Genomic DNA, 21,430 nt, shown 5'->3' with positions numbered 1-21,430 from the left:
TGAAACTTAATTTACTTATAATCCGGATTCTGTTCCAAATTCGGGTTCTTTGCCAGTTCCTCGGCCGGGATAGGAAATACACCTCTGTATTTGGGTGTTTCCCCTTTATTCCACCAGGGCTTGAAGAAAGTTCCGAAGCGGATATTCGTTGTGCGGCGCAGTCCTTCGAATACAAATTCGTGCTGCCATTCTTTATCCAGGTCGTTCTCTGTCAAGGCGGTCAGTTCGGCTAAACCGGCACGGACGCGGAGCTGATTGACAAAAGGCAGTGCGGTTGCCGTAAAGCCCAGGCGGAAGTTAGCCTCCGCTTTCATCATCAGTACTTCGGCGTAACGCATCAATACCCAGTCGTTGTCACGTTCCCAGATGTCCGTTGAGCTCCATTCATATTTATCCAGACGGGCACCTTCGTTCTGTTTCGCTTTCTCATAATTCTCTATCTCTTCGGTGTAGTTCAGCGGTTCGCCATCATCCATTAATACGTCGCTGCCGTCTTTGGCACTTTTCTGCTGCCCGATCAGGAGCGAACCCCGGCGCACATCCGTTTCATCGAACGAGGAGTAAAGTCCCGGTTGTGCACAGATGCCGTTGCCGCACCAGGGATAAGACTCATCGGCAGTGAATGCCTTCTTCTGGTTGTAGTGGTAAGTCATGGATGCCAGATAATTGCCTACCGTTCCCTGTTTGTGGTCATAAGGAATGGCGAAGATGATTTCGGACGATGTTTCATTTACTATTTTGAAGCTGTCGAAATAGTTGGCAGTCAACGCATAACCGCTTACCTTCTCGCAGGCATCCAGACAGTCCTGCCAGCGCGGAGTGCCGGTATATACTTCCGCATTCAGATAGAGGCGGGCAAGCAAAGTGTTTGCCACATTCTGGGTGAAGCGGGCATATTGCACGCCTGAGGGGAGAAGTTCCATAATATCGGTCAGTTCCTTTTCCACGAAGTTGAATACTTCCTGGCGGCTGGATTTCTGAGGCAATCCCGATGCGGTGAAGTCCGTTGTGATGGGTACGGCACCGAACTGGTCGAGCAACTGATAATAATAGTAAGCACGCAAGCCGCGCAACTCAGCTTTCACCTTGTCTTTGGCTGCTTCGGTCAGTTCCGACTGGTCCACTTGATAGATGATGGCATTGATTTTGGAGATGCCGATGAAGGGATAACGCCAGGCACTCAGAATCATCTGGTTCTGTGCATCCCAGGTGTGATATTGCACCTGTTGGTAACGTCCGCCGTCATACCAGTCCGTGCCGCGGGTAGGGATGCAGGCTTCATCAGAGGCACAGGCACTCAGAAAGAATACATATTCGCAAGTGGGGTAACAGTTGGCTCCGTTGCCTTCGTCGGTGTCGGCACCATAACCGCGCAGGGTGGCGTAAGCGCCTGCAACGATGGTCTGCACTTCATTGGAAGTCTGTCCATAGTCGTCCATGGAAACTTTATCATATAAGGTCTCGTTCAGGTCGGTACATGCACCGAGCATCAACGATGCGCCGAGTAAAGCTGATATTAGTTTTTTATTCATAATCTTCAAATCTTTCATTATTAATTCTTCATCCTTCGTTCTTCATTTAGAACGATATATTCACTCCCAGTGAGAAAGTCCGTGGCCGCGGGTAGCTGTTGAAACGGTCGATGCCGGGACCTTCCAGAACGTTGTCCGGCAGGCTGACTTCAGGATCGATGCCACTGTAGCCGGTGATACAGAAGAGATTCTCGCCTGTCAGGTAGAAGCGTATCTTTTCCAGACCGATTTTCTTGACTCCCGGAAGCGTGTAACCCAGGGTTACGGATTGCAGACGGAAGAAAGAACCGTTCTCTACGAAATAGCTTGAGAATACCGGGTCGCTCTTGATGCCACTTTCCAGAAAGTCATCGGGTACATTCTGTGCAGGCAGACGGGTAGGGTCGAACATGGCCATGCGGGTGGCGTTCAGCACCTTCTGCCCAAACATGCCATAACCGGCAAAGCTGAAGTCGAAGTCCCGATAGGTGAGGTTCATGCCGAAGCCCAGGTTGAACTTGGGTTGCGCGCTGCCCAGGTATTCGTTGATCGGCTTACCGTCTTCATCACGGTTGATGATGTAATTGCCGTCGGAGTCGATGCCACTGCACTTCGGGCCGTAGAAAGCACCGGAGGGATATCCCTCTTTGATAATCTGGGAGTACATGCCCGACATACCACGTAGTCCGTGCAGTGAACCGGCCTGGAGTCCTACTGCCTGATAGGCGTCGTTTGACAGTTTGGTGATTTCCTGGTCGTTGTAGGCAAAGGTTACGTTAGCGTCCAGTGTCAGGTCTTTCTGTCGAAGGATGTTGGCGCTCAGACTGACTTCAATCCCTTTATTTACTAGGTCACCCACATTTGCCAGCATGGTGCCCACTTGATAAGGCGGTTGCGGAACGGGGTATGTCCAGAGTAAATCGCTGGTCTTCTTGTGGTAGAACTCGATTGTACCATTGATGCGGTTGAATATCCCGAAGTCAAGGCCGATGTTCAGCTGTGCCGTAGATTCCCATTTCAGATTGGGATTTACGTTTTGTGCCTGTACGTATGATTTCTTCCACGTACCGGAGGCAGCGTCATAATAAGAAGCACCGTCTGCACTGAGCACGGCCAGTGATTTGTATTCGCCGATACCCGCCTGGTTACCCGTTACACCATATCCGGCACGCAGTTTCAGGTTGTTCAGCCAACTTGTGGTACTTTCCATAAAGGTTTCGTCCGAGATGCGCCATGCCAGGGAGACAGAGGGGAATGTACCCCATTTGTGGTTTGCCCCGAAGCGGGAGGAACCGTCTCTTCGCAGGGTGGCAGTCAGCATATATTTGCCCATGAGGTTGTAGTTGATACGTCCGAAGAAAGAGGCGAGTTTGGCTTCTCCTTTGTAAGAGTACACGTCACCGGCACGGAAGTCGGAGCCGGCAGCCAGGTTGTTGTACAGGAAAGCATCCGTGTCGAAGCCGCTGCGGCTGGAGCCGAAGCCATCGTATACGTTAATCAGATAAGAATAACCGGCCATGAAGTTCATCCGGTGAATCCGGGCCAGTTCCAGGTCGTAGTTCAGATAGGTTTCTATCTGTTTGTTGGTATATTTGGCATAGGTGCGTTGTCCCCAGCCTTTTTCACTCTTTCCTTCCATCATGGCGTAGGTGGGTTTGTAAAGACCGCCTTCGGTAGACTGATATTCGTATGAACCGTTTGCTACGGCTTTCAGTCCTTTCACCAGGTCGAGTTCCACTTTACCGTAGCCCAGGAAGCGGTGGCGTTTCCGGTCGTCGGCACGGTTGGCGTTGATTTCCACCGGATTCTCGGTGTTGGTACCGCCTATTTGGGCGAAGTCGCCGTTCTGGTCATATACCGGGAAGGTGGGATTGAGGTTGGTCATACGCTCGAAGATGCGGTTGTCGATGGGATGCCAGCTGTCGAAGTTGGCGTTGATGCCTGCCTCGATGCGGAGGCGCCCGTTCCATCCGGTCTGGTAAGCGGCGAGGCTACCGGCAAGGCGGTTCATGCTGTTGCGGACTATCACGCCCTGGTTGTTCTGATAGGTGATGGAGGCACGGTAACCGTTGTCTTTGCGCGAATTGCTGATGGCTACGTTGTGGGAGTGTGAGATGGCTGTGCGTTCCAGTTCTTTCTGCCAGTCGGTATCGGCTCCGTAGTCGATGGCCTGTCCCACGTTGTTCTCGCGGACGTATGCTCTCCACTGGTCGGCACTGAGCAAGTCCATGTGTTTGGCTACCTGGCCGATGGCTACGTAACCGTTGTACTGTATACTTTTCTGCTCCGTATCGCTGGCAGCACGGTTGGTTGTTACGATGATGACGCCGTTAGCACCCCGCGAACCGTAGATAGCTGCCGCCGAGGCATCTTTCAGTACGTCGATGGATACAATTTCGGAAGGTTGCACGGAGTTGAAGTCCACTCCGGGAATTCCATCCACCACCACCAGGGGGCCGTTGCTGGCTGAAAGTGACGTACCACCACGTAAACGGATGGAAGCGCCTGCTTCGGGAGCGCCGGAACTTTGCACAACGGACAAACCAGCTACTTTGCCTTGCAGCAACTGTTCGGCACTGGTGATGATACCTTGTTTCATGTCTTTGGCGTTGACGGAAGTGATGGCGCCGGTCAGGTCCGATTTGCGCATTGTTCCGTATCCCACACCGACAATCACGGTTTCTTCCAGGGCGATGGCGTCTTCCTGCAATACGATGCTGAGGCGGGTGCCTGCGTTTACTTTCTGGCTGATGTAGCCTACGAAGGAGATTTCGAGCGTGCTGTTCGACGGGCAGCTGAGGCTGAAGTCTCCGTCCATTCCGGTGATGGTGCCGCCTTGTGCCCCTACTATCCGTACGGTGGCGCCAATCAGCGGTTCCTGGTTCTTGTCCACTACCTTTCCGGTAGCTGTGATGTTCTGCGCCGTTGCGGTTTCGCAGAGTCCCGTCATCATGAATAGGATGAAAAGGGAACAAAGGGTATATATAGCTTTACGTTTCATATTCTTCGGTAGATTAGAGGATTATTCGATTTCCGATAATGATATCAGTGGAATGTCGGTGTTGACTACCGTGATTCCATTGGCAGTCTCTATCTTCAGGCTGATTTTGCTTAGGTTGGTCAGTCCTTCCAATTCCTTCAACAGATTGACGGAGGCTTCGCGTTTGTCGCGGTTTCCTTCCATGTCGCCCGTGATGGTTCTGCTGCCTGCGGTGATGGTGTATTTCAGCGTACCGGCATTCTTTTCGTTCCATTGGCGTGTCAGTGTCACGATGTCCAGTGCACAGATTTTCTGGGGGAAGTAGGAGAATGCAGGGTCGGGATAAATGGGGGCGTTGCCGGCTTTCTGCAAGCGGTCGCCACTGCCGGGACCCCAGTCTCCGTTTACGATGGGGACGATGATGTAGGTCATGTTCTCCAGTTCATAGTCGTCGGGCACTGCCGGGGCTTCTATCGAACCGTCGTCGGCTATGGTGCTGTTGTAGTACTCGAAGGGAGTCATATCGAACTTGTACAGACCGTTGCCCAGGTCTTTGAAGGCTGTCTTTTCCATAACGTTGGGCAGCCACACTTTGATGCCTTGCATCACTTCCCAGTTGTTCAGACCACTGTGCAGGTTGAGCGATGTAAAGTCCAGGTCGTATAATCCGCCTTTCTTTCCGCCTATTTCCAGTTCGTTGGCATTCACCAGGATGGAGAGAGGATCTTTCAGCAGGAATTTGTCGGGGTAGAACAGGATGTCTTTGCCCGATTCGGCGAAATCCTTGAATACCTGGCGTGAGTCGGGGGCGGAAAATTCCGTGGTGCAGTCTCCGTCGTTCTTTACCTTGAGTTGCATCCAGAGTCCGGCAAAGCTGTCAAACTTTTCCAGTCCGCAGTTGAAGTATTGGGTCGGGGTCATGGTCTTCTTGTAGATGCCGTTTCCGGTATATTCCAGTTTGGCAAAGTCGGAAGAGTTGTCACGGTTTCCCGCATCAGGCTCGGTAGGTTCCCATGCCCAAAGGTAGAGATCCACCCCTTCCTGGAAGCCAATGTCGGTTACATCGAAAAAGAAAGTGACTTCTTCATCAAACTGATAGACGGCAGGCACTGTCCATACTTTGGGAACACCGGGGAATTTGCCTGCAAATGCGATGTTGGGCAGAAGCATCAGAACGATGCCCAGTAATGCTGTGAATATGTTTTTCATGATTCTTTCCTCCATTATTCGGTAACGGGTACCAGGTTATACACATACGATACGAAAGGCTGGCCTTTTACTTTGCGCGTCATCTTGAACTCCAGCACGCGGTTGGCACCCGGTGTGGCGGTGACGGTGAGTTCTCCCGCTTTCTTCGACTGGGAAGCATCGGAATAGAGCAATATCTTGCTGGCTGTTCCGTCGGCGTTGGTAAACGGTTTTTCCATGTTCCATGTGCCTGTAGTGGGCAGAAGGGCGGGGGCGCTGCCTTCTATATTGAAAGAGGTGGGGACGTTGTCCGCATCCACTTTCAGGTCGATGGTGAACGAGGTGAAGTTGAACTTCCCGGTCAGGTCGAGTGCCTGCCCGTTGGTCTCGTCCACTTGCCGGATTGATTTGAGCGTCCACTTTCCCTGGATTTTCTCGCCTAAGGTGATGGGAGCTACATAAGAACCGTCGTCGGTATCATTGCAGGCGGTGAAAAATACACCGGTCATCAATGACAGTAGTAGTAAAGCATACAAGGATTTCAATGCTTTCATAGGTTGTAGTTTTTTTAATGAATAAATCGGTTAACTCTTAAACAATGCATTGGTCGCGGGAAGGTTTTCTTCCGACCGACATTGCAAAGCTACGGGGTTTGGAGGGAAAAGAAAAAATATCTATGTATTGTATAATGCTTTTTTGCGTTGGTATGCTGCTAATATGCTTATTATCAGTGGTTAGTGTTTTGCTGAATATCCGATTTGTATAAAGGAAATATAGCCTTGTAACAGGCTGTTTTCTTCTAATTTATGCCCTGTTTGCAGCATCTATATATCGGATGTGCTGGATATATAGATGCAGCGTGTTGGATATATAGATGCTGCGGCTTGGATCTATATATCGGATGCGTTGGATCTATATGCCGGACACGACGTTTATTGAGGGGCAACGGCGGCTATTTCCATAATCTTTGCTTCAAACTGTTCGTTTGACACCAGCGACTTGTTTTTAACGCGGGTTTTGTAGGTGTTGATGGTGTGGATGGAATAATTCAGGAATTTGGCGATACGTTCTGTTTCGCAGATGCCCAGGCGTATCAGGGCAAAGATGCGCATTTCGGAAGTGAGCGATTTCTCGTTTTCGCTGCGTGTATGCTCTTCGGCGGGGAATAGTTTGTTGTAAGCGGCGATGAAACCGGGGAATAATTTCAGAAAGGTTTCGTCGAAGGAGGCGTACATGTTATCCCGTTCTTTGTTCAGGTCGGCTTCTTTGAAGGAGGTGCGCAGGTCGTCGTATTGGCGTGCGGCTATCTTCCGGTTAATCATCTTGTAGAGGGTTTCCATCTTGTCGATGTATTCGGAATTCAGATAGAAGGAATAGCCGATGTATTCATCTTTGATGTTATTGGCCTCGGACAACTGGTTGTTGGTCTGCTGTAACTGTTGGTTGCGCTCTTCGATGGTGTGGCGGGCGGTACGCAGTTTCTTCACCTGCTTGTAGATGATGAGGGTGGCAATCAGCAACAGGATGAATAATAAGGATACGAGGGAGACGAACCCTATCAGTACATTCCGTTGTTTCTTTACGATGTCGAAGCGGTCTTGCTCGATGATGGGCAGGATGGAGCCTACCTCAATCTTACGATGGCGGGCGTTGTAGAAATTGGCGTCCTCCAGTGCCAGACGTACATAATTGTTGGCGCGGTTGATGTCGCCCCGTTCATAAAGCAGTCCGGCCAATACACGCAGGGCGGTGGTTTCTTTGGTGGCGGAACGGATGTCTCCGATGGCGGCCCGTATCAGGTAGGTCATGGCAAGTTCCTTATCATTACGGCCGTAATACATCCAGCCCAGGCTGGATGAAACGATTGCTTCCGTATGCGGATCGAGGTCTTTCCTCTGCAATAGGGTGCTGAACGAGGAAATGGAGGCATCATATTGCCGCTCTTTCATTTGCTTTTGGCCTACGGAGTACCACCATTTCAGTGATTTTTCGGGAAGCAGCCTTAGCAATGAATCGGTATAGAGACTTCCCTTTTCTATATATTCGTTTTGGAAAGGGGCTTCGTGGTTGTAGTCGGCAATGTCGTAGTACAACCGGCTGTACAGAGAGTAGTAGGCTATCCGGCTGGAGAGGGATACGTCTGTAATATCAATTCTGCTTATCACATCGAAGGCTTCTTTGAACAGTCCCGAGGACAACAGGCAGAATACGATTCCTCCATTTGCTTCTGCTACGTATCCCCGGTTGTGCAGTTTCTCTGCCAGGTGCAGGGATCTGTTGGCGTAGGTGTAGGCTGAGTCGTATTTATAGGATTTGTATTCGTCGAACAGGTGGATGGAGGCTTCGTAACGTTTCTCGTCGGATACGGCTTCCCCGAGTTTCCGTCGCCATTCGGCTATTTGTTTCTCTTTCCGGTCGATATATTGCTTACTGTTTGCCAGGTGGGTGTCCAGTTGTACGAGCATAGTATCTAAAGGCAGGGAGGCGGAATACCCTCTGAGGCAACCGGTAACGGATAACAGGAAGAGGAGAAAGAGGCTTTTTTTCATTGTATTACGTATAGGTTCATGTCTTTTTTCCTAACGGGGTTTTGCAAATGTAGGAGAATAAATTGAAAAATCAATATCATTCTGACACTTTGTATTTTTAATAGTTTCAGGATGTGTTCTTTCCGCCTCTCTTTCGGAATGTTGGAAAAGATGGGAATGGAAAACTGTAAATGCAATAGAATCAGTGGAATATCAGATTCTTTACAAGTCTAATAAATCGGAATACCCTTCTCTGTTTGTTCCTTTATAAGGAAGGTGGCGCTCTTCTACGATAAAAAGTGTGTTCCTCTACGATGAAGTTGACTCTTTGTTCGCAAGAAGTTAACTTCTTGTCGGCAGGAAGTTAAGAGTCTGTCGGCAAGATATTGGCTTTTTCTGCCGGATTAGTGCATAAAGGAGGTATATTATACGGAAATCCTGCATATGGATGCTGCGCTATATGCAGGATTTCTTCTGTTTCATCTCTTTTGTATAAAAGGGATGTAGCCTAAAAGGCTAAATGGTTGTCTTTATGATGTTAAAACTGCGTAATGGCTGTTTATTTGTATGGCAGATTACATGTCTTCCATGGATAATCCCATATATTCTACTTGATAATTCGTTAAGTCGGAACTTTCAATGAAGAAACTGCCTTTTGTCCGTAAACGTTCCATATCTATTTTTCGTTTCTGGCGCTTCACTTCAATGATGCGCGCGGACTTCTCTAACTCGTTCAATGTGATAAGGTCTATTTCGTTCTCTCCTTTCCGATCCCAGAAACCGCCTATGCGGGTGCTGCGTTGCTCTTCCATGAAGCGTGCCGTGAAATATTTCTCTAATGCCAGACCACTGAATATTTCATAATCGCGTTCTATAATCTCACGTAGCATAGTGTAGGAGCCGATCTCAACCATATAGTAATACTTGAAGATGAAGCGGAACCAGAATGACAAGAAGTTGTCGCATAGTCGATAGCGTACGTTTTTGGTCTCTACCTTGGCCAGCAGCGGGATACTCTTTTCAATAAGGCTAAAGTCTTTTTCCAATCGGGACAAGTAACCGCCGAGTTCTTTCTGAACGGCAGCTTCTATTTTGGCACGTGTGTTTTCTCCCCTTGCAATAGCGGCCAGAATAGAAAAATAGACGGCGTAATCTTTTCCGAATTCTTCAACGAGCATATTTTTCCCTTCGGCAATGAAGAGTGAGTCTTCCTGTATCATATAGTCCAACATCTTCTTTTTGGTAAAAATGCCGTTGTCCATAAAGAGTTGTACATACTTTGCCACGCCTCCGGTAAAAGCGTATAGAGCGAGTAAATCCTCGTTCGTATAGCGGGCGTGGTGGTCGGATAGAATTAGCTTCAGCACGTCTGTGCGGAAAGGTTTCAGCCGGATATACGCTGTGGCTCTGCCGAATAGCGGTTCCTTGCTGTTCTGGAATATCTTTTGCATCAATGAATAAACAGAACCGCTGAGTAGCAGGTTTATTCGGCTCTTGTCTTTGTTGACATCCCAATAGTGTTGCATTTCGCTGTAAATGGCTGGATTGATATTGAAGAATTCCTGAAACTCATCAATAATGAGATTGAAGGGATGAGTGGCGGAGTATTCCATGAGAAAGCGGAACAGTTCTGCAAAAGAAGTTACTTGTCCGAAGACGGGGATGTTCAGATTGCGGGCTATGATGGCTTGAAAGTCGGCGATGAGGTCGGCTTCTGCTTTGCGTGCCACAAAGAAATATAGCGTGGGTTGCTCCGCCGTGACATTCAGTAGTAGCTGGGTTTTACCGATACGTCTCCGTCCTGTAATGATAGTCATTTGAGATTGCAGGAGTGATTTTTGCTGTATCTCCTGCAATTTAGCCGTTTCTTGTTCTCTATCGTAGAATTTCATAATCAGTGGTTTATGTGATTATAAATAAGTTCCGTAACCGTCAGTTCCGTAATGCGCATTACGGAACTGACGGTTACGGAACAAAAATACAGAGAATAATGAGATTAACCAAATGAGTGGCGTTTTTTCTGAATATTCTTATTCTGTATCTGCCGACTTTGCATTCCATACCAGCAACGCCAGCACTACTGACAACAGCGCCGCGCCAATCCAGAACCAGTTGATATAGGTGAAATCATACACATCTGTTCCGTTCACTACGGTCTTTTGCCCTTCTATCAGTACACCACTCATTATATCCTGCAACCCTGCACCGATGTAACTTGCAATGCCTACCACTCCGAGAGCGGCTCCCGAAGCATTGCGCGGGGCAATATCGACGGCCATCAGTCCGCCAAGGAAACAAATCAGCACTCCGATGCCTAACCCAAATAATACCATTGCCAAGGCATCCAGCCAGAAATGCACACCGGGCACAAGTAAAAACAGGCATAAGGCTACCACATTCATCAGTCCGAAAAACAGTGCGGGAATATTCCGGCTACCGGAAAACAGCTTATCGGAAATGATACCGGACAGGACTGTACCTATGATGCCGCAAATGGAACTGATAGAGATGATAAAGCTCGCATCCAACGTATCATATCCCTTTTGAGCTTGCAGATAAAATACTCCCCAGCTATTTACCGCATAGCGGCTGATATACATGAAAGCACTTGAAAGTGCCAGTATCCAGATAGCCGGATTACGGAGAACTGCTTTTTGTGCCCGGCTGAATTCTTCTGACTGTTTCCTTTTGTCAACGCTATTCTGTATTGTTTCCTCATTCAATAAGAAGCCTTGACTTTGAGGAGTATCACGCATAAAGACGGACATCATGAGAAAACCTGATAAACCAATAATTCCAGCTCCTATCATTCCATATCGCCACCCCACCCAACTGACTACCAATGCGATGGATATGAATGTCAATGCCTCGCCTATGTTGTGGCTAGCCGACCAGAATCCATAATAAGTTCCTCGTTCTTTACTACTGTACCAACGGCTCAAGGAAACAACTCCCGAGGCTGCCCCCATTGACTGAAACCAGCCATTCAGTCCCCAGAGAAGGACAAAAGCATAAAAAGAGTTTGTAAAACCCAGCACAAGGTTTATCACTGCCGAACAAAGCAATCCGGTAGACATGAAACGTTTTACGTTGCTACGGTCGGCCAAAAAACCATTGGTCAGTTTTCCTACAGCATAGACAAAGAAAAGACATGAGCCGATGATACCTAATTCCGTCTCTGTGAATACCCCTTCTTCAACAATGGGTTTGCGGACGATATTCATGCTGAGGCGGCAGACATAATAAATGCCGTAGCCCATGGTTGCAGAGAGGAAAGTGGCCAGGCGGATTGACTTGAACCGGCGGGCATCTTCATCATGGCGGGGTTCCGCAGCCGGAAATGATATTTTATAGAAATCAAGTATTCTTTTAATCATATATCTTAGTATTCTTTACAGGCATATCCGCATCTACGCTTTTACGCCAATCATTCAACTTCTTTAATAATTCTTGTGTAACTTCCGGTTTCTCATCTTTCAGGTTCTTCTTTTCAGATAAATCTATCGATAAATCGTACAACTCGACTTCTCCGGTATCATAAAATTGAAGTAATTTGTAGTTTCCCATGCGAATAGCACCCGAAGGTCGTCCTCCCTGATTAGAGTAATGAGGATAATGCCAGTACACAGCATCCCGTTCCGTGCGTTTCTTATTCTCCAAAAGTGGAAGTAGACTGATGCCGTCCACATGCTGTTCGGGATGCAACTCGCTTCCCGTCATTTCCAATATTGTAGGATAGTAATCCGTAGAAATCACGATGCTGTCGCATAATATCCCTGCATTTCTCATACCGGGCATCCTTACGATAAGAGGTTCTCTTATACCTCCTTCATACGTGAACCCTTTTCCACCCCTCAACGGTCGATTGGATGTAGGAGAACCTTCGGAAGTAGAGAGACCGCCATTGTCGGAAGTAAATATGATAATGGTGTTTTCATAGAGCCCCAGGCGTTTCAGTTCATTGATAATCTTGCCTATGTTTTCGTCCATACTGGCAATCATGGCAGCATATATCGCATTACTCTGAATGACTCTCTCAATGTGTGTAGCATCCTGGAAAGGTTGTTTGTCTTTCCATTCCGGTTTCTCTTCAAATGCCCTTAGCGACTCCAATCCCATTCTTTGGGCTTTTTCTTCAAAGTGTTTCACTTTCTCAGGTTTTGCTAACAGGGGCGTGTGGACTTGGTAAAAAGGTAGATTGATAAAGAAAGGTTTGTCTTTGAACCGACGGATAATCTGAATGCACTCATCCCCTAAACGGTCGGTCAGGTACTCTCCCTCCGGTCCGTCACTTAAATAAGGATTGTGATAAGGAGAAAAATAGCCGCCTTTACCCGGTCCACCTTTATTACATCCGGCTATATTTATATCATAACCCTGGTATTGCGGATAAGTCAGAGAATCGACAGAACAATTCCATTTTCCGATATGGGCTGTCTGATAGTCCTCCGCTTTTAATGCTTCGGCAATGGTTAATTCACTTAATGGCATATTCTGTACAAATCCAACGGGCAATATGGGGCAAGATGTATCTATTATCTTTTTGCGTGAAGCTACGGCATATCCACCTGGAATGTAATCCGTCAGATGAAGCCTTGCCGGATATTTTCCTGTTTGGAAACTTGCACGCGTGGGTGAACTGACCGGGCAGGCGGCATAGGCATTTGTGAAACGTACCCCTTCTTGGGCCAACCGGTCAATATTGGGAGTTTCATAGAATGAGCTGCCATAACAACCTAAATCCGTCCATCCCAAATCATCAGCCAAGATAAAGATAACGTTAGGTTTTACAGCTTCTTTGTCTGTTTGTGCCCCGGCAGGAAGTATGCCTGTTATTGTTGCGGCTAATCCGGAAATAATCTGTTTTCCATTCATAAATAGTCATGTTATAGGGATGCAGAAGGGTATTCCAGGCTAAAAAGCCCGGAATACATCTTCTTTTGTTACCCTGATATTAATCGTGTAATTTCCTGTTTCTCAGATAGTCGAGCAGATATTGGGGACGGTCGGTCTGGATGATTCTTGCTCCCAGCTTGTCAATCAGATATCCGTAACCTGCATCCGGATTCTCCAATGACATGTCATCGTCGTGTCCGCCTGCCATTGTATCCCAAAGCGTATTATACCAGATAAGTGCCCGTCCGTCGAGGGATGATTTCAATTTGGCAGGGAGAGGATTGGTATCTTTTACATATAATAGCTCAAAGGCTACGGGGTTCATATCCTTGATGAAAGTTTCTATTTGCTGTTCCGCATTTACCTTGTCCAGGTTGACGATTGGCATATAAATCACGTCATTCAGATAATCGCCAAATTGTTTCTTTACTTCTTCTGCCGATTTATTGCCTTTCATGATAATCTGTTTGGTGGTTCCTGTCTTTTCCATCAGGGCATATACCTGTTCAAAGTATCGGTCCGCCTTATCAAGATTCAACATTATTTTCCCTTTGGCATGCATTAATGCTTCTTCCAGAGTCGGCACATTGTGAATTGTGCGGATAGCACAGCCATTTTTCAGTTTTAGTTTTCTGATGGAGTCCAGTGTTACCTCTGCAATTTTCCCTTTTCCCGTAGTAGTGCGGTCTAATGTCGGGTCGTGCATTAGTATCAACTGTCCGTCTTTGGTGCGTTGTACATCCAGTTCCACAATATCCACTCCCATTTTAATGGCATTGTCTATTGCCGCCAGAGAATTCTCAGGGAAGTTGCGCCAGTCGCCGCGGTGTGAAGCTACGATAACAGAACTTTGGTCACGGTTCAATAGTTTTTCACGGATTTGGCTGACTCTGTCTTGTGCGCAGAGTTGGAGAGTTGCCAATAGGGAAACGAGTATAAAAAATATCTTTTTCATGTCTATTTGATTTTAATTATCTTCTACCGATTTTCTTTAAATATGCATCCAATAAGAATGGGTGGTCGCTGAAAATGATGTTTGCGCCTTTTCGCAAGAGCCAGCCGTAGCTGTTGTCCGGGTCGTCCATTGCCAGTTCGTCATCATGTCCTCCATTGAATTCTGCCCATAAGGAATTGTACCAGATACGGAAACCACGGTCTTTTATCTCCTTTGCACGGTCTATGGCGGGGAAGTCGTCCCGTTTGAAGGAGAGACTGATAACAGGTGTCTTTATATGCTCCATAAAGTCATCCAGCTTCTCATTATCTCCTTCACCTTTGCAGACTAATACAGGAATGTAAATGAGTCCTTCCAATAATTTTCCATAGTTATCCGCTACTTCTTTACTGTTCTTGGTGCCACGTAGAATGATTTGGTTGAGGCATCCGTGTTGTCTGGCTACCTCTACGACTTTCTCTTTAACCGGTTGCCATTTGTCGACTTGAATCAGCATCTTCCCTTTAGTAAGTTCCAGCACTTCATCCAGCGTTGGAATACGCTGACGGGTTACAACGCCGATGGGGCTTCGCAAATACAACTTCTTTAATTCAGCCAAAGTGTAATCGGACACTCTCCCTTTTCCGGTGGTAGTCCGGTCTATTGTTTTATCATGCATCATTACGATAACGCTGTCTTTCGTCATTTGCACATCGATTTCAATGCCGTCAAAGCCTGCATCAATGCAGCTTTGGTAAGCTTGGAGAGAGTTTTCCGGTGCATTGCGCCAGTCGCCACGGTGAGCGAAAATCATCACATAGTCCGATTTGCCACCGTCATTCAGTTTATTCAGAAGGAAGCTCATTCTGTTTTGCTGCCCGTAGGACGGGGCAGCAAAAAGAAGTAATATATAAATAATATACCTATTCATCGTGAAATTTTAATCAAAGTTAGTACTGTCTGTCCAGCCCGGATTCTGTGTCAGTACACCTCCGGTTACGACGCGCTCACTTGCCGGTATCGGCCATAAGTAGTCTCTGGTTTCATCCCAGGTTATTTTTATTTTATCCAGTGCATAGATGTAGCCGGAAGTTTCATTGGATAATATGACATCTTTGCCCAGTTTTTTTGCAGTACCTTTAAAGTTACCTTTATCTGTAGAATAAAGCAAGAGGTCATTGGTTCCGTTCGCATCCATGTCGTATTCACCTTCGGAGGGGAAATAACATCCGTAGAAAGGTTTCGTCAGTTGCTGCCCTTCTTTCCAGCGGAAGATGTCCCATAGGCGGAAACCTTCCATTGTCAACTCTATGGTGCGTTCCCGGCGTATTTCAAGGATGACGCCTGTGTTTGCACTTTGAGTTACATTGGGATAATATTCTGCCATCAGAGGGTCGATGTCTGAGTTTGCTTCATCCATGTTCAGGTCGGGCATCTTGGCACGGGCGCGCAGTTTATTGATAGAGATGTCCAAATCGTTTTGAGTGAGTGTACCTAATTCCGCTTTTGCTTCCGCATAATTCAGGTAGACTTCGGCTGTACGGAATAAAGGCCAGTCTGTGAATGCTTTGTTGGCACCGTCGTATTTGGATTCTCCTATAAATTTGATGGGTTGGTAACCGGTTAATGCAGTCAGATCATTAGCCGTAACTTTGGAAGCACCGGTTTGAATGTATCCCGGACACAGAACGGTTTGTTGCATACGAGGGTCACGGTTTGCGGTTTCCGTTACAAAGTCGTCTGTTTGCCAGCCTGCCTTGTCCGAATAGCGTGTTCCGTCTGCCATCAGGTAATGGTTCATGAAGCGTCTGGTAAATCCCTGACGTCCGTTCTTGATAGCAAAGGGAGCACCGTGCATTACGTTCGCCGTTTGGCTGTACAGACGCGCCAATATCACTTCGTCCGTGCATGCATCTATGCTGTTGAACAGGGAACGATAGGGCGTTTCCCCTGTTGTATACAGTTTATATCCGCTTTCTTTAATGAAAGTCTCGCCAGCTTCCGCCACTTGCTTTAAGTATTTGTCGGCATCGTTCATGCCACGGTATTTGCGGTAAGTACCTTCGTACAGTGCCACTCTGGTTTTCAGGGCCAATGCCGTCCATTTGGTTACTCTTGCGGTACTTTTCTTGGCGGGCAATAAGCGGATGGCTTTATCCAGGTCACTCATTACTGAGTCCATCACCAACCCCCGGTCATCACGCGGCTTGAATAATAATTCCTGATCTACTGATGTCAAAACCTGATTATACCAGGGTACATCTCCGTAGCGGCGCACCTTTACGTAATAGAAATAGGCCCGCATGAAGTATGCAACGCCGTCATACTCGTTTTTGGCAGCCAGGTCCTTACACCTGTAAGAGTTTTGCAGATAGTAATTGATAGTGCGTAGTTTATCCCAGTTCCAGCCGTTTTCGTCTGCTGCCGAACGTTGGCCTTGCAACACGGCGCCCAGTTCGTTGTCGATATTGTCGTCTGCATTAGTAGCCACCACATCGTCTGCGTTCTCCAGTTGGGTATAAAATCCGTCTGTCCACAATTGCAGTTCGGTTGCGGAAGAGAAGAATGTTCCCGGACTCAGGGTGTCTTCCGGAGTCATGTTGAGTAAACCGTCACAAGCTGTTAAATTCATTATTGCCAGGAGGGCAATGCATAGTTTATTTATTGTTTTCATCTTCAATTCTATTTAAGATTAAAATGTAACGTCTATACCTACGGAGAAAGATTTGGAATAACCATATCCCACTCCTGAGCCTGCGTTGTAGGTGGAAGAAGTATTAGTCAGTTCCGGATCTACCGTTTTATTATGTTTCTTCAGAGCCGACCAGTAGAACAGGTTTTCACCGGTGGCATATACGCGTACCGAATTAAGTATCTTCTTATTGATAGGAATGGTGTAACCTATCGTCAGGTTTTTGAGGCGAAGATAGGAGACATCTTGCAGGTAACGGTCGTTAGTTACTCCCAGTGCACCGCCACTATAAGAGGCATATCCTCTCTGCCGTGGGAAGTATGCGCCGGGATTTTCTTCACTCCAGCAATCTTGCAGGAAGTCTTTGTGGATGAAAGACAGTGAGGGAAAGGAGTAAGGTCCCCAGAAGTTATAAGCATAGGTGGTGGGATACCAGTCCTGTTTGCCAACTCCCTGGAAGAAAGCTGAAACATCGAAGCCTAACCAGTTGGCTCCCAAACGGAATGTATATGAATAACGGGGCAAACTGTTACCAATAATTCTTTTATCACCCGGATCGGAAACTGTGCCGGAACCTTCTGATATAACCTTGTCATCATCCAAGTCTCTGAACCGTACATCTCCGGCTCTTAAATAGTTGTCTTTTTTTGAGCTATATACACGTCCATTGACGGCTTTATCATTATATTCAGCCTGATAGGCGGCGGCTTCTTCATCTGTCGCAAATAAGCCGTCTACTTTGTATCCCCAGATTTCGCCTAAAGTCATCCCTTCATAGTAGTCAGATATCAGCTTGTCCGGATTATTGTATCTGGTTATCTTGGAAGTATAATCGCCGATAGTGGCCGAAACATTATACTTGAAGGGTTTACCAGCCAAATTGAACTGGTCATTCCATGCCACATACAATTCCCAGCCTTTTGTACGCAAGTCAGCACAATTCTCTTTCGGGGTTTTTGCCCCATATACAGAGGGCAGGGTCAGGGAAGTGGTCAACATATCTTTGGTGTCGCGCATAAATACATCAGCGGTTACATTCAGGCGGTTGTTGAAGAAGCCGAAGTCTAGCCCCCAGTTATAGGTCGTCACAGTTTCCCAGGTTAACGAAGAGGATATGGGATCTGATATGCTGGCATAATTGGCTCGTTTCGTCCCGTCGAACGTATATTGCATCAGGTTATCTGTTGAAATTTTGTCTATGTAGGCATAGTTGCTGACTTGTTGGTTGCCTAAACTACCCACGGAGAAGCGGAATTTGCTGTTGTTCCAGAAGGAGCGCAACGGTTCCCAGAAGCTCTCCTGACTCATGCGCCATCCTATGGATGCCGAAGGGAAGAATCCCCAACGGTCTTTGGAGGCAAAACGGGAGGTGCCATCCCAACGGCCACTGATTTCTGCAAGATATTTACCTTCAAAATCATAATTGACACGACCGAAGAAACCTAAAGTACGGAATGCGGAAATAGTCTGCGTAACGGTGGACTCTCCTGTTGCGATACTCATGGAGCTAAGGTCTTTACTCAATAAATCATCTTTCTTTACGGATAGTTCGGTAGTGCGATAATCTTCAAATTGAGTGCCGGCTACAGCTTTGAAGTTATGTTTGTTTTTCCAAGTATGTTCATAAGTGGCATAGGCATTCACATTATGGTCGTCGATATCATGGTGTATCTCTTGGTAGAAATCGGTAATTGTACCGGAGGTGAACGTTGAGAATACTCCTTCTTGGCGGGAGTAATCGAATGGCATACTCCGCCTTTTATTCAATCGATTGCGGTTCTTGTATGCGTAAGAGGCGGTTAAAATGAGGTCTTCGGTTACTTTAAAATCGAGCTGGTTGGAGAGTATCCAGTATTTATTATCCCGTGAGTTGCGTGCTTCGTTGGCAGTGAGGAAGCCCCCATGACCGGCACCTAACGGAGAATTTGCAGTCAATTGGTTGACGTATTGCACTACAGAACCGTCGGGGTTGCGCGGCATGAATGACGATAAAATGTTGGATTGCAGGCTGTGAATTGTTTGTTGTTCATCATAATAACCTGCATATTTGTAACTTGTTGAGTTATAGTTTACGTTTGCAGAGTAGCGTAGGCGTGAAGTCAGGTTGACGTTGAGCTTGGCACGGAAAGAGTAGTTCTTATAGTTATCATCATAGATGTTGAAGATGCCATCCTGCGATAAGTATCGGCCGCTTATGAAATAATTCATTTTTTCATTGCCTCCCGTGAAGGAGACATTATGTTCTTGCTCGGGACGGGTTTTTCTGTAGAAGTAGTTGTACCAGTCGAAGTTGGCATAATAATAATACTTGCCGTCATCGCCTGTCACAGTCCAAGGGCGACTGGGATCTTCCGTCTTGTCGTTCCTGCGGTCGTAGAGCATTTGCAAGTCGTCTTCGGTATAGTTTGCCATTAACTTGCCTTGATAGGATTCGTAGAAATTGTTTACGATATTTACGTGATCGTAGCCTGTTGATATGAAATCTGTTGAAGTGGTGTTTTGTTGCCATCCTAAACGACCATTGTATGAAATGGTTGCTTTTCCGTTCGTGTTCTTTCCGTTCTTTGTAGTGATGAGGATGACGCCCGAGGAAGCTTTGGCTCCATAGATAGCTGCTGCGGATGCATCTTTCAGCACTGAAACAGACTCGATGTCATTTGGGTTTATTTGGCTTAAGTTCACTTCCATTCCATCTGCAAGGACCAAAGGATTTCCACCATTAATAGAGGCGACACCTCGAATATCTACACTATAACCGGAGTCCAAGGAACCGGAGTTGAAGGTAAGATTCACGGAAGGGTCTGCGCCTTGCAAGGCTCCGGCGGCGGAAGTTACAGGTCGGTTGTTGATGTCTTCGGCAGAAATCGTAACGACTGCACCTGTTAGATTTGCTTTCTTTTGAGAGCCGTACCCTACGACTACCACTTCATCCAACATCTCACTATCTTCCTTCAAGGTTACTTTGGATAAAGCTTTGTCACTTGCTTTGAACTCCAAAGTCTTGTAACCGATGAAAGAGATGGTGATTTCTGCATCTTCCGGAACATTGGCCAGTGTATACTCGCCATCTACATTGGTGATGGTGCCCAGAGTAGTTCCTTTCACGGCAATACTTGCTCCGATTACCGTTTCTCCCTTTTCATCGACAATCGTTCCAGTGATCGTCTTAGTTTTCTGATTCACAGCCTCCTTCTGCAACAGCACTACTACATTGTCTTTCTCCATTCTGTAAGTAAGCTCCTTCCCCGCCAGCACTTTTTGCAAAGTCTGCTCAATGGTGGCGTTGCTTACTTTGAAAGAAATGGGCTGGTCGAGGCCTGCCAGCTTCTCATTGTAGAAGAACTTGTAGTTGCTTACCTGCTCAATCTTTTTCAGTGCGGCACGCAATGGCGTGTTTTCCACAGTGACGGTGATCTGCGAGAAAAGGCTGAGTGATACACTCAAGAACAAGGTGAGGCAAAGCGCCCGCATAGTTCTTAGATTCTTTGGTTTCCTGTTTTTCATATCAAATAAATTAAGTTGGTTTGATAGGTATACAGGCTTCCTTATATCGCCGTCCAAGCGGCTTCCTTCTTTTAACTCACATTAACAAACCAACAGCTATTTCTCCTTTAATATAATAACTGAATCTTCCATTTCATAACGGAACGGAGAGGTCAGCATGATGATGTTTAAAGCGTTCTGTATACCTCCACCGGGGATAGTGCCGGTAAAACGTTCTTCGGATATCTTGGGTGAGTCGATACGTATTGTGACGTCATACACACGTGAAAGGGCTTTCATGATGTTTTCCAAAGATTCGTTCTGGAAGTAGAGACTGCCTTTTGTCCAGCTTACGTAGTCGTCGGGATAGACTTTCTCGGTACTCAGTTTGCGGGTGGACTTGTTGTAGTTTATCTTCTCTCCGGGGCTTAGGGTGGTAGAAGTGGATGGCGTATAGACACCGACTTTTCCTTCCAGCAAGACGACAGTCACATCCTGGTCGTTACTGTAGGCGCAGACGTTGAACACCGTACCCATTACTTTCACTTCCAGTTCGTCCACCTGCACGATGAAGGTGCGGCGGGTATCATGTGCCACTTTGAAGTAACCTTCTCCTTCTAGTTGCACGCGGCGTTCGTTTCTTCCGAAGTCGCTCAGATAGCTGAGTTGGGAGGCGGAATTCAGGATGACGTCTGTACCGTCGGGCAAAACTACAGTGGCTTTATCGCCCTTGTCGGCTTTCACAATGAAGGGTGAACGGGCTTTATCGGTATTGGAGATACTCAGAATATTGTAAGTGAAGAAGGCGATGCAGATGGGAATACAAATCATGGCTGCCCATCTTGCCCAGGCGGGAACCAGTGCTTTGCCCGGTGTACGCTTCACGGCAGGTTGTTGCGGTGTATGTGTGGCAGCCGCGTCTTTGTCGGAAAGCCCGGAGACCTCGGAAGTTCCGGGAGCCTCTTTAAGAACTTCCGTCTTAATCTTGGCAAACATCTTATCGCGCAGGGCGGGGCTGATGTCGGCGGCGGACTTCTCAAATTCTTTCTCCCACCATCCTGTCAGTTGGGCATTGTTGCGTATCCATCCTGCCAGTTCGCTGATTTCCGCTTCTGTGATGTCTCCTGCGAAGTATTTTTCGGCTAAGTTCTTATAATATCCTTTTTCCATCTTCTCTTACTTATTTCTATATGTGTATACAGTTACTTTCATTCTCTT

The 21,430-nt window shown here is 47.0% G+C and carries 13 protein-coding genes; all 13 read right to left on the bottom strand.

Translation table 11 applies throughout. The features are described from left to right. Positions 1–11 precede the first annotated feature (11 nt). A complete protein-coding gene (locus BUC01_RS01095; protein ID WP_139261779.1) occupies positions 12–1,532 on the bottom strand; it encodes a RagB/SusD family nutrient uptake outer membrane protein in 1,521 nt (506 codons plus the stop codon). Positions 1,533–1,578: 46 nt separating this feature from the next. Further along, on the bottom strand, positions 1,579–4,512 hold the full coding sequence (locus BUC01_RS01090) for a SusC/RagA family TonB-linked outer membrane protein (protein WP_073312448.1): 2,934 nt from the start codon (positions 4,510–4,512) through the stop codon (positions 1,579–1,581). 21 nt (positions 4,513–4,533) lie between these two features. Beyond that, on the bottom strand, positions 4,534–5,700 hold the full coding sequence (locus BUC01_RS01085) for a hypothetical protein (protein ID WP_025830489.1): 1,167 nt from the start codon (positions 5,698–5,700) through the stop codon (positions 4,534–4,536). A gap of 14 nt (positions 5,701–5,714) precedes the next feature. After that, positions 5,715–6,233, bottom strand: a complete 519-nt coding sequence (locus tag BUC01_RS01080) for a DUF5004 domain-containing protein (protein WP_025830490.1) — start codon at positions 6,231–6,233, stop codon at positions 5,715–5,717. Positions 6,234–6,611: 378 nt separating this feature from the next. Further along, positions 6,612–8,228, bottom strand: coding sequence for a DUF6377 domain-containing protein (locus BUC01_RS01075; RefSeq protein ID WP_025830491.1), 1,617 nt, complete (start codon positions 8,226–8,228; stop codon positions 6,612–6,614). Positions 8,229–8,782: 554 nt separating this feature from the next. Next, a complete protein-coding gene (locus BUC01_RS01070) occupies positions 8,783–10,099 on the bottom strand; it encodes an ATP-binding protein (RefSeq protein WP_025830493.1) in 1,317 nt (438 codons plus the stop codon). A 138-nt stretch (positions 10,100–10,237) separates the two neighbouring features. After that, on the bottom strand, positions 10,238–11,584 hold the full coding sequence (locus BUC01_RS01065; protein WP_073312447.1) for an MFS transporter: 1,347 nt from the start codon (positions 11,582–11,584) through the stop codon (positions 10,238–10,240). Further along, positions 11,577–13,082 carry a sulfatase gene (locus BUC01_RS01060; RefSeq protein ID WP_025830494.1) on the bottom strand — a complete coding sequence of 502 codons (1,506 nt, stop codon included), beginning with the start codon at positions 13,080–13,082 and terminating at the stop codon, positions 11,577–11,579. The genes BUC01_RS01065 and BUC01_RS01060 overlap by 8 nt, the downstream gene beginning before the upstream one ends. A 79-nt stretch (positions 13,083–13,161) precedes the next feature. Further along, positions 13,162–14,058 (bottom strand): glycerophosphodiester phosphodiesterase family protein, encoded by an 897-nt coding sequence (locus tag BUC01_RS01055; protein ID WP_073312446.1) that lies wholly within the window; start codon positions 14,056–14,058, stop codon positions 13,162–13,164. 16 nt (positions 14,059–14,074) lie between these two features. Next, positions 14,075–14,902, bottom strand: coding sequence for a glycerophosphodiester phosphodiesterase family protein (locus BUC01_RS01050; protein ID WP_244895721.1), 828 nt, complete (start codon positions 14,900–14,902; stop codon positions 14,075–14,077). 75 nt (positions 14,903–14,977) lie between these two features. After that, complete coding sequence (locus BUC01_RS01045; RefSeq protein WP_025830495.1) at positions 14,978–16,711, bottom strand: RagB/SusD family nutrient uptake outer membrane protein; 1,734 nt, start codon at positions 16,709–16,711, stop codon at positions 14,978–14,980. Positions 16,712–16,729: 18 nt separating this feature from the next. Further along, a complete protein-coding gene (locus BUC01_RS01040; RefSeq protein WP_034523874.1) occupies positions 16,730–20,233 on the bottom strand; it encodes a TonB-dependent receptor in 3,504 nt (1,167 codons plus the stop codon). Positions 20,234–20,329: 96 nt separating this feature from the next. After that, positions 20,330–21,382, bottom strand: a complete 1,053-nt coding sequence (locus tag BUC01_RS01035) for a FecR family protein (protein WP_025830497.1) — start codon at positions 21,380–21,382, stop codon at positions 20,330–20,332. Between the last annotated feature and the right edge of the window lie 48 nt (positions 21,383–21,430).

Origin of the sequence: Bacteroides stercorirosoris, assembly GCF_900142015.1 — a bacterium.
In the GTDB taxonomy this organism is placed as follows: Bacteria; Bacteroidota; Bacteroidia; order Bacteroidales; family Bacteroidaceae; genus Bacteroides; species Bacteroides stercorirosoris.
The sequence above is the reverse complement of the archived record's forward strand: the minus strand, read 5'-3'. Positions and strand labels throughout refer to the sequence as shown.

What these genes read in the sequence shown, in the direction of transcription:
- BUC01_RS01035 (WP_025830497.1), bottom strand. Translation starts at nt 21,382, where the DNA reads ATGGAAAAAGGATATTATAAGAACTTAGCCGAAAAATACTTCGCAGGA.
- BUC01_RS01085 (WP_025830489.1), bottom strand. Translation starts at nt 5,700, where the DNA reads ATGAAAAACATATTCACAGCATTACTGGGCATCGTTCTGATGCTTCTG.
- BUC01_RS01060 (WP_025830494.1), bottom strand. Translation starts at nt 13,082, where the DNA reads ATGAATGGAAAACAGATTATTTCCGGATTAGCCGCAACAATAACAGGC.
- BUC01_RS01080 (WP_025830490.1), bottom strand. Translation starts at nt 6,233, where the DNA reads ATGAAAGCATTGAAATCCTTGTATGCTTTACTACTACTGTCATTGATG.
- BUC01_RS01055 (WP_073312446.1), bottom strand. Translation starts at nt 14,058, where the DNA reads ATGAAAAAGATATTTTTTATACTCGTTTCCCTATTGGCAACTCTCCAA.
- BUC01_RS01070 (WP_025830493.1), bottom strand. Translation starts at nt 10,099, where the DNA reads ATGAAATTCTACGATAGAGAACAAGAAACGGCTAAATTGCAGGAGATA.
- BUC01_RS01040 (WP_034523874.1), bottom strand. Translation starts at nt 20,233, where the DNA reads ATGAAAAACAGGAAACCAAAGAATCTAAGAACTATGCGGGCGCTTTGC.
- BUC01_RS01065 (WP_073312447.1), bottom strand. Translation starts at nt 11,584, where the DNA reads ATGATTAAAAGAATACTTGATTTCTATAAAATATCATTTCCGGCTGCG.
- BUC01_RS01095 (WP_139261779.1), bottom strand. Translation starts at nt 1,532, where the DNA reads ATGAATAAAAAACTAATATCAGCTTTACTCGGCGCATCGTTGATGCTC.
- BUC01_RS01075 (WP_025830491.1), bottom strand. Translation starts at nt 8,228, where the DNA reads ATGAAAAAAAGCCTCTTTCTCCTCTTCCTGTTATCCGTTACCGGTTGC.
- BUC01_RS01050 (WP_244895721.1), bottom strand. Translation starts at nt 14,902, where the DNA reads ATGAGCTTCCTTCTGAATAAACTGAATGACGGTGGCAAATCGGACTAT.
- BUC01_RS01090 (WP_073312448.1), bottom strand. Translation starts at nt 4,512, where the DNA reads ATGAAACGTAAAGCTATATATACCCTTTGTTCCCTTTTCATCCTATTC.
- BUC01_RS01045 (WP_025830495.1), bottom strand. Translation starts at nt 16,711, where the DNA reads ATGAAAACAATAAATAAACTATGCATTGCCCTCCTGGCAATAATGAAT.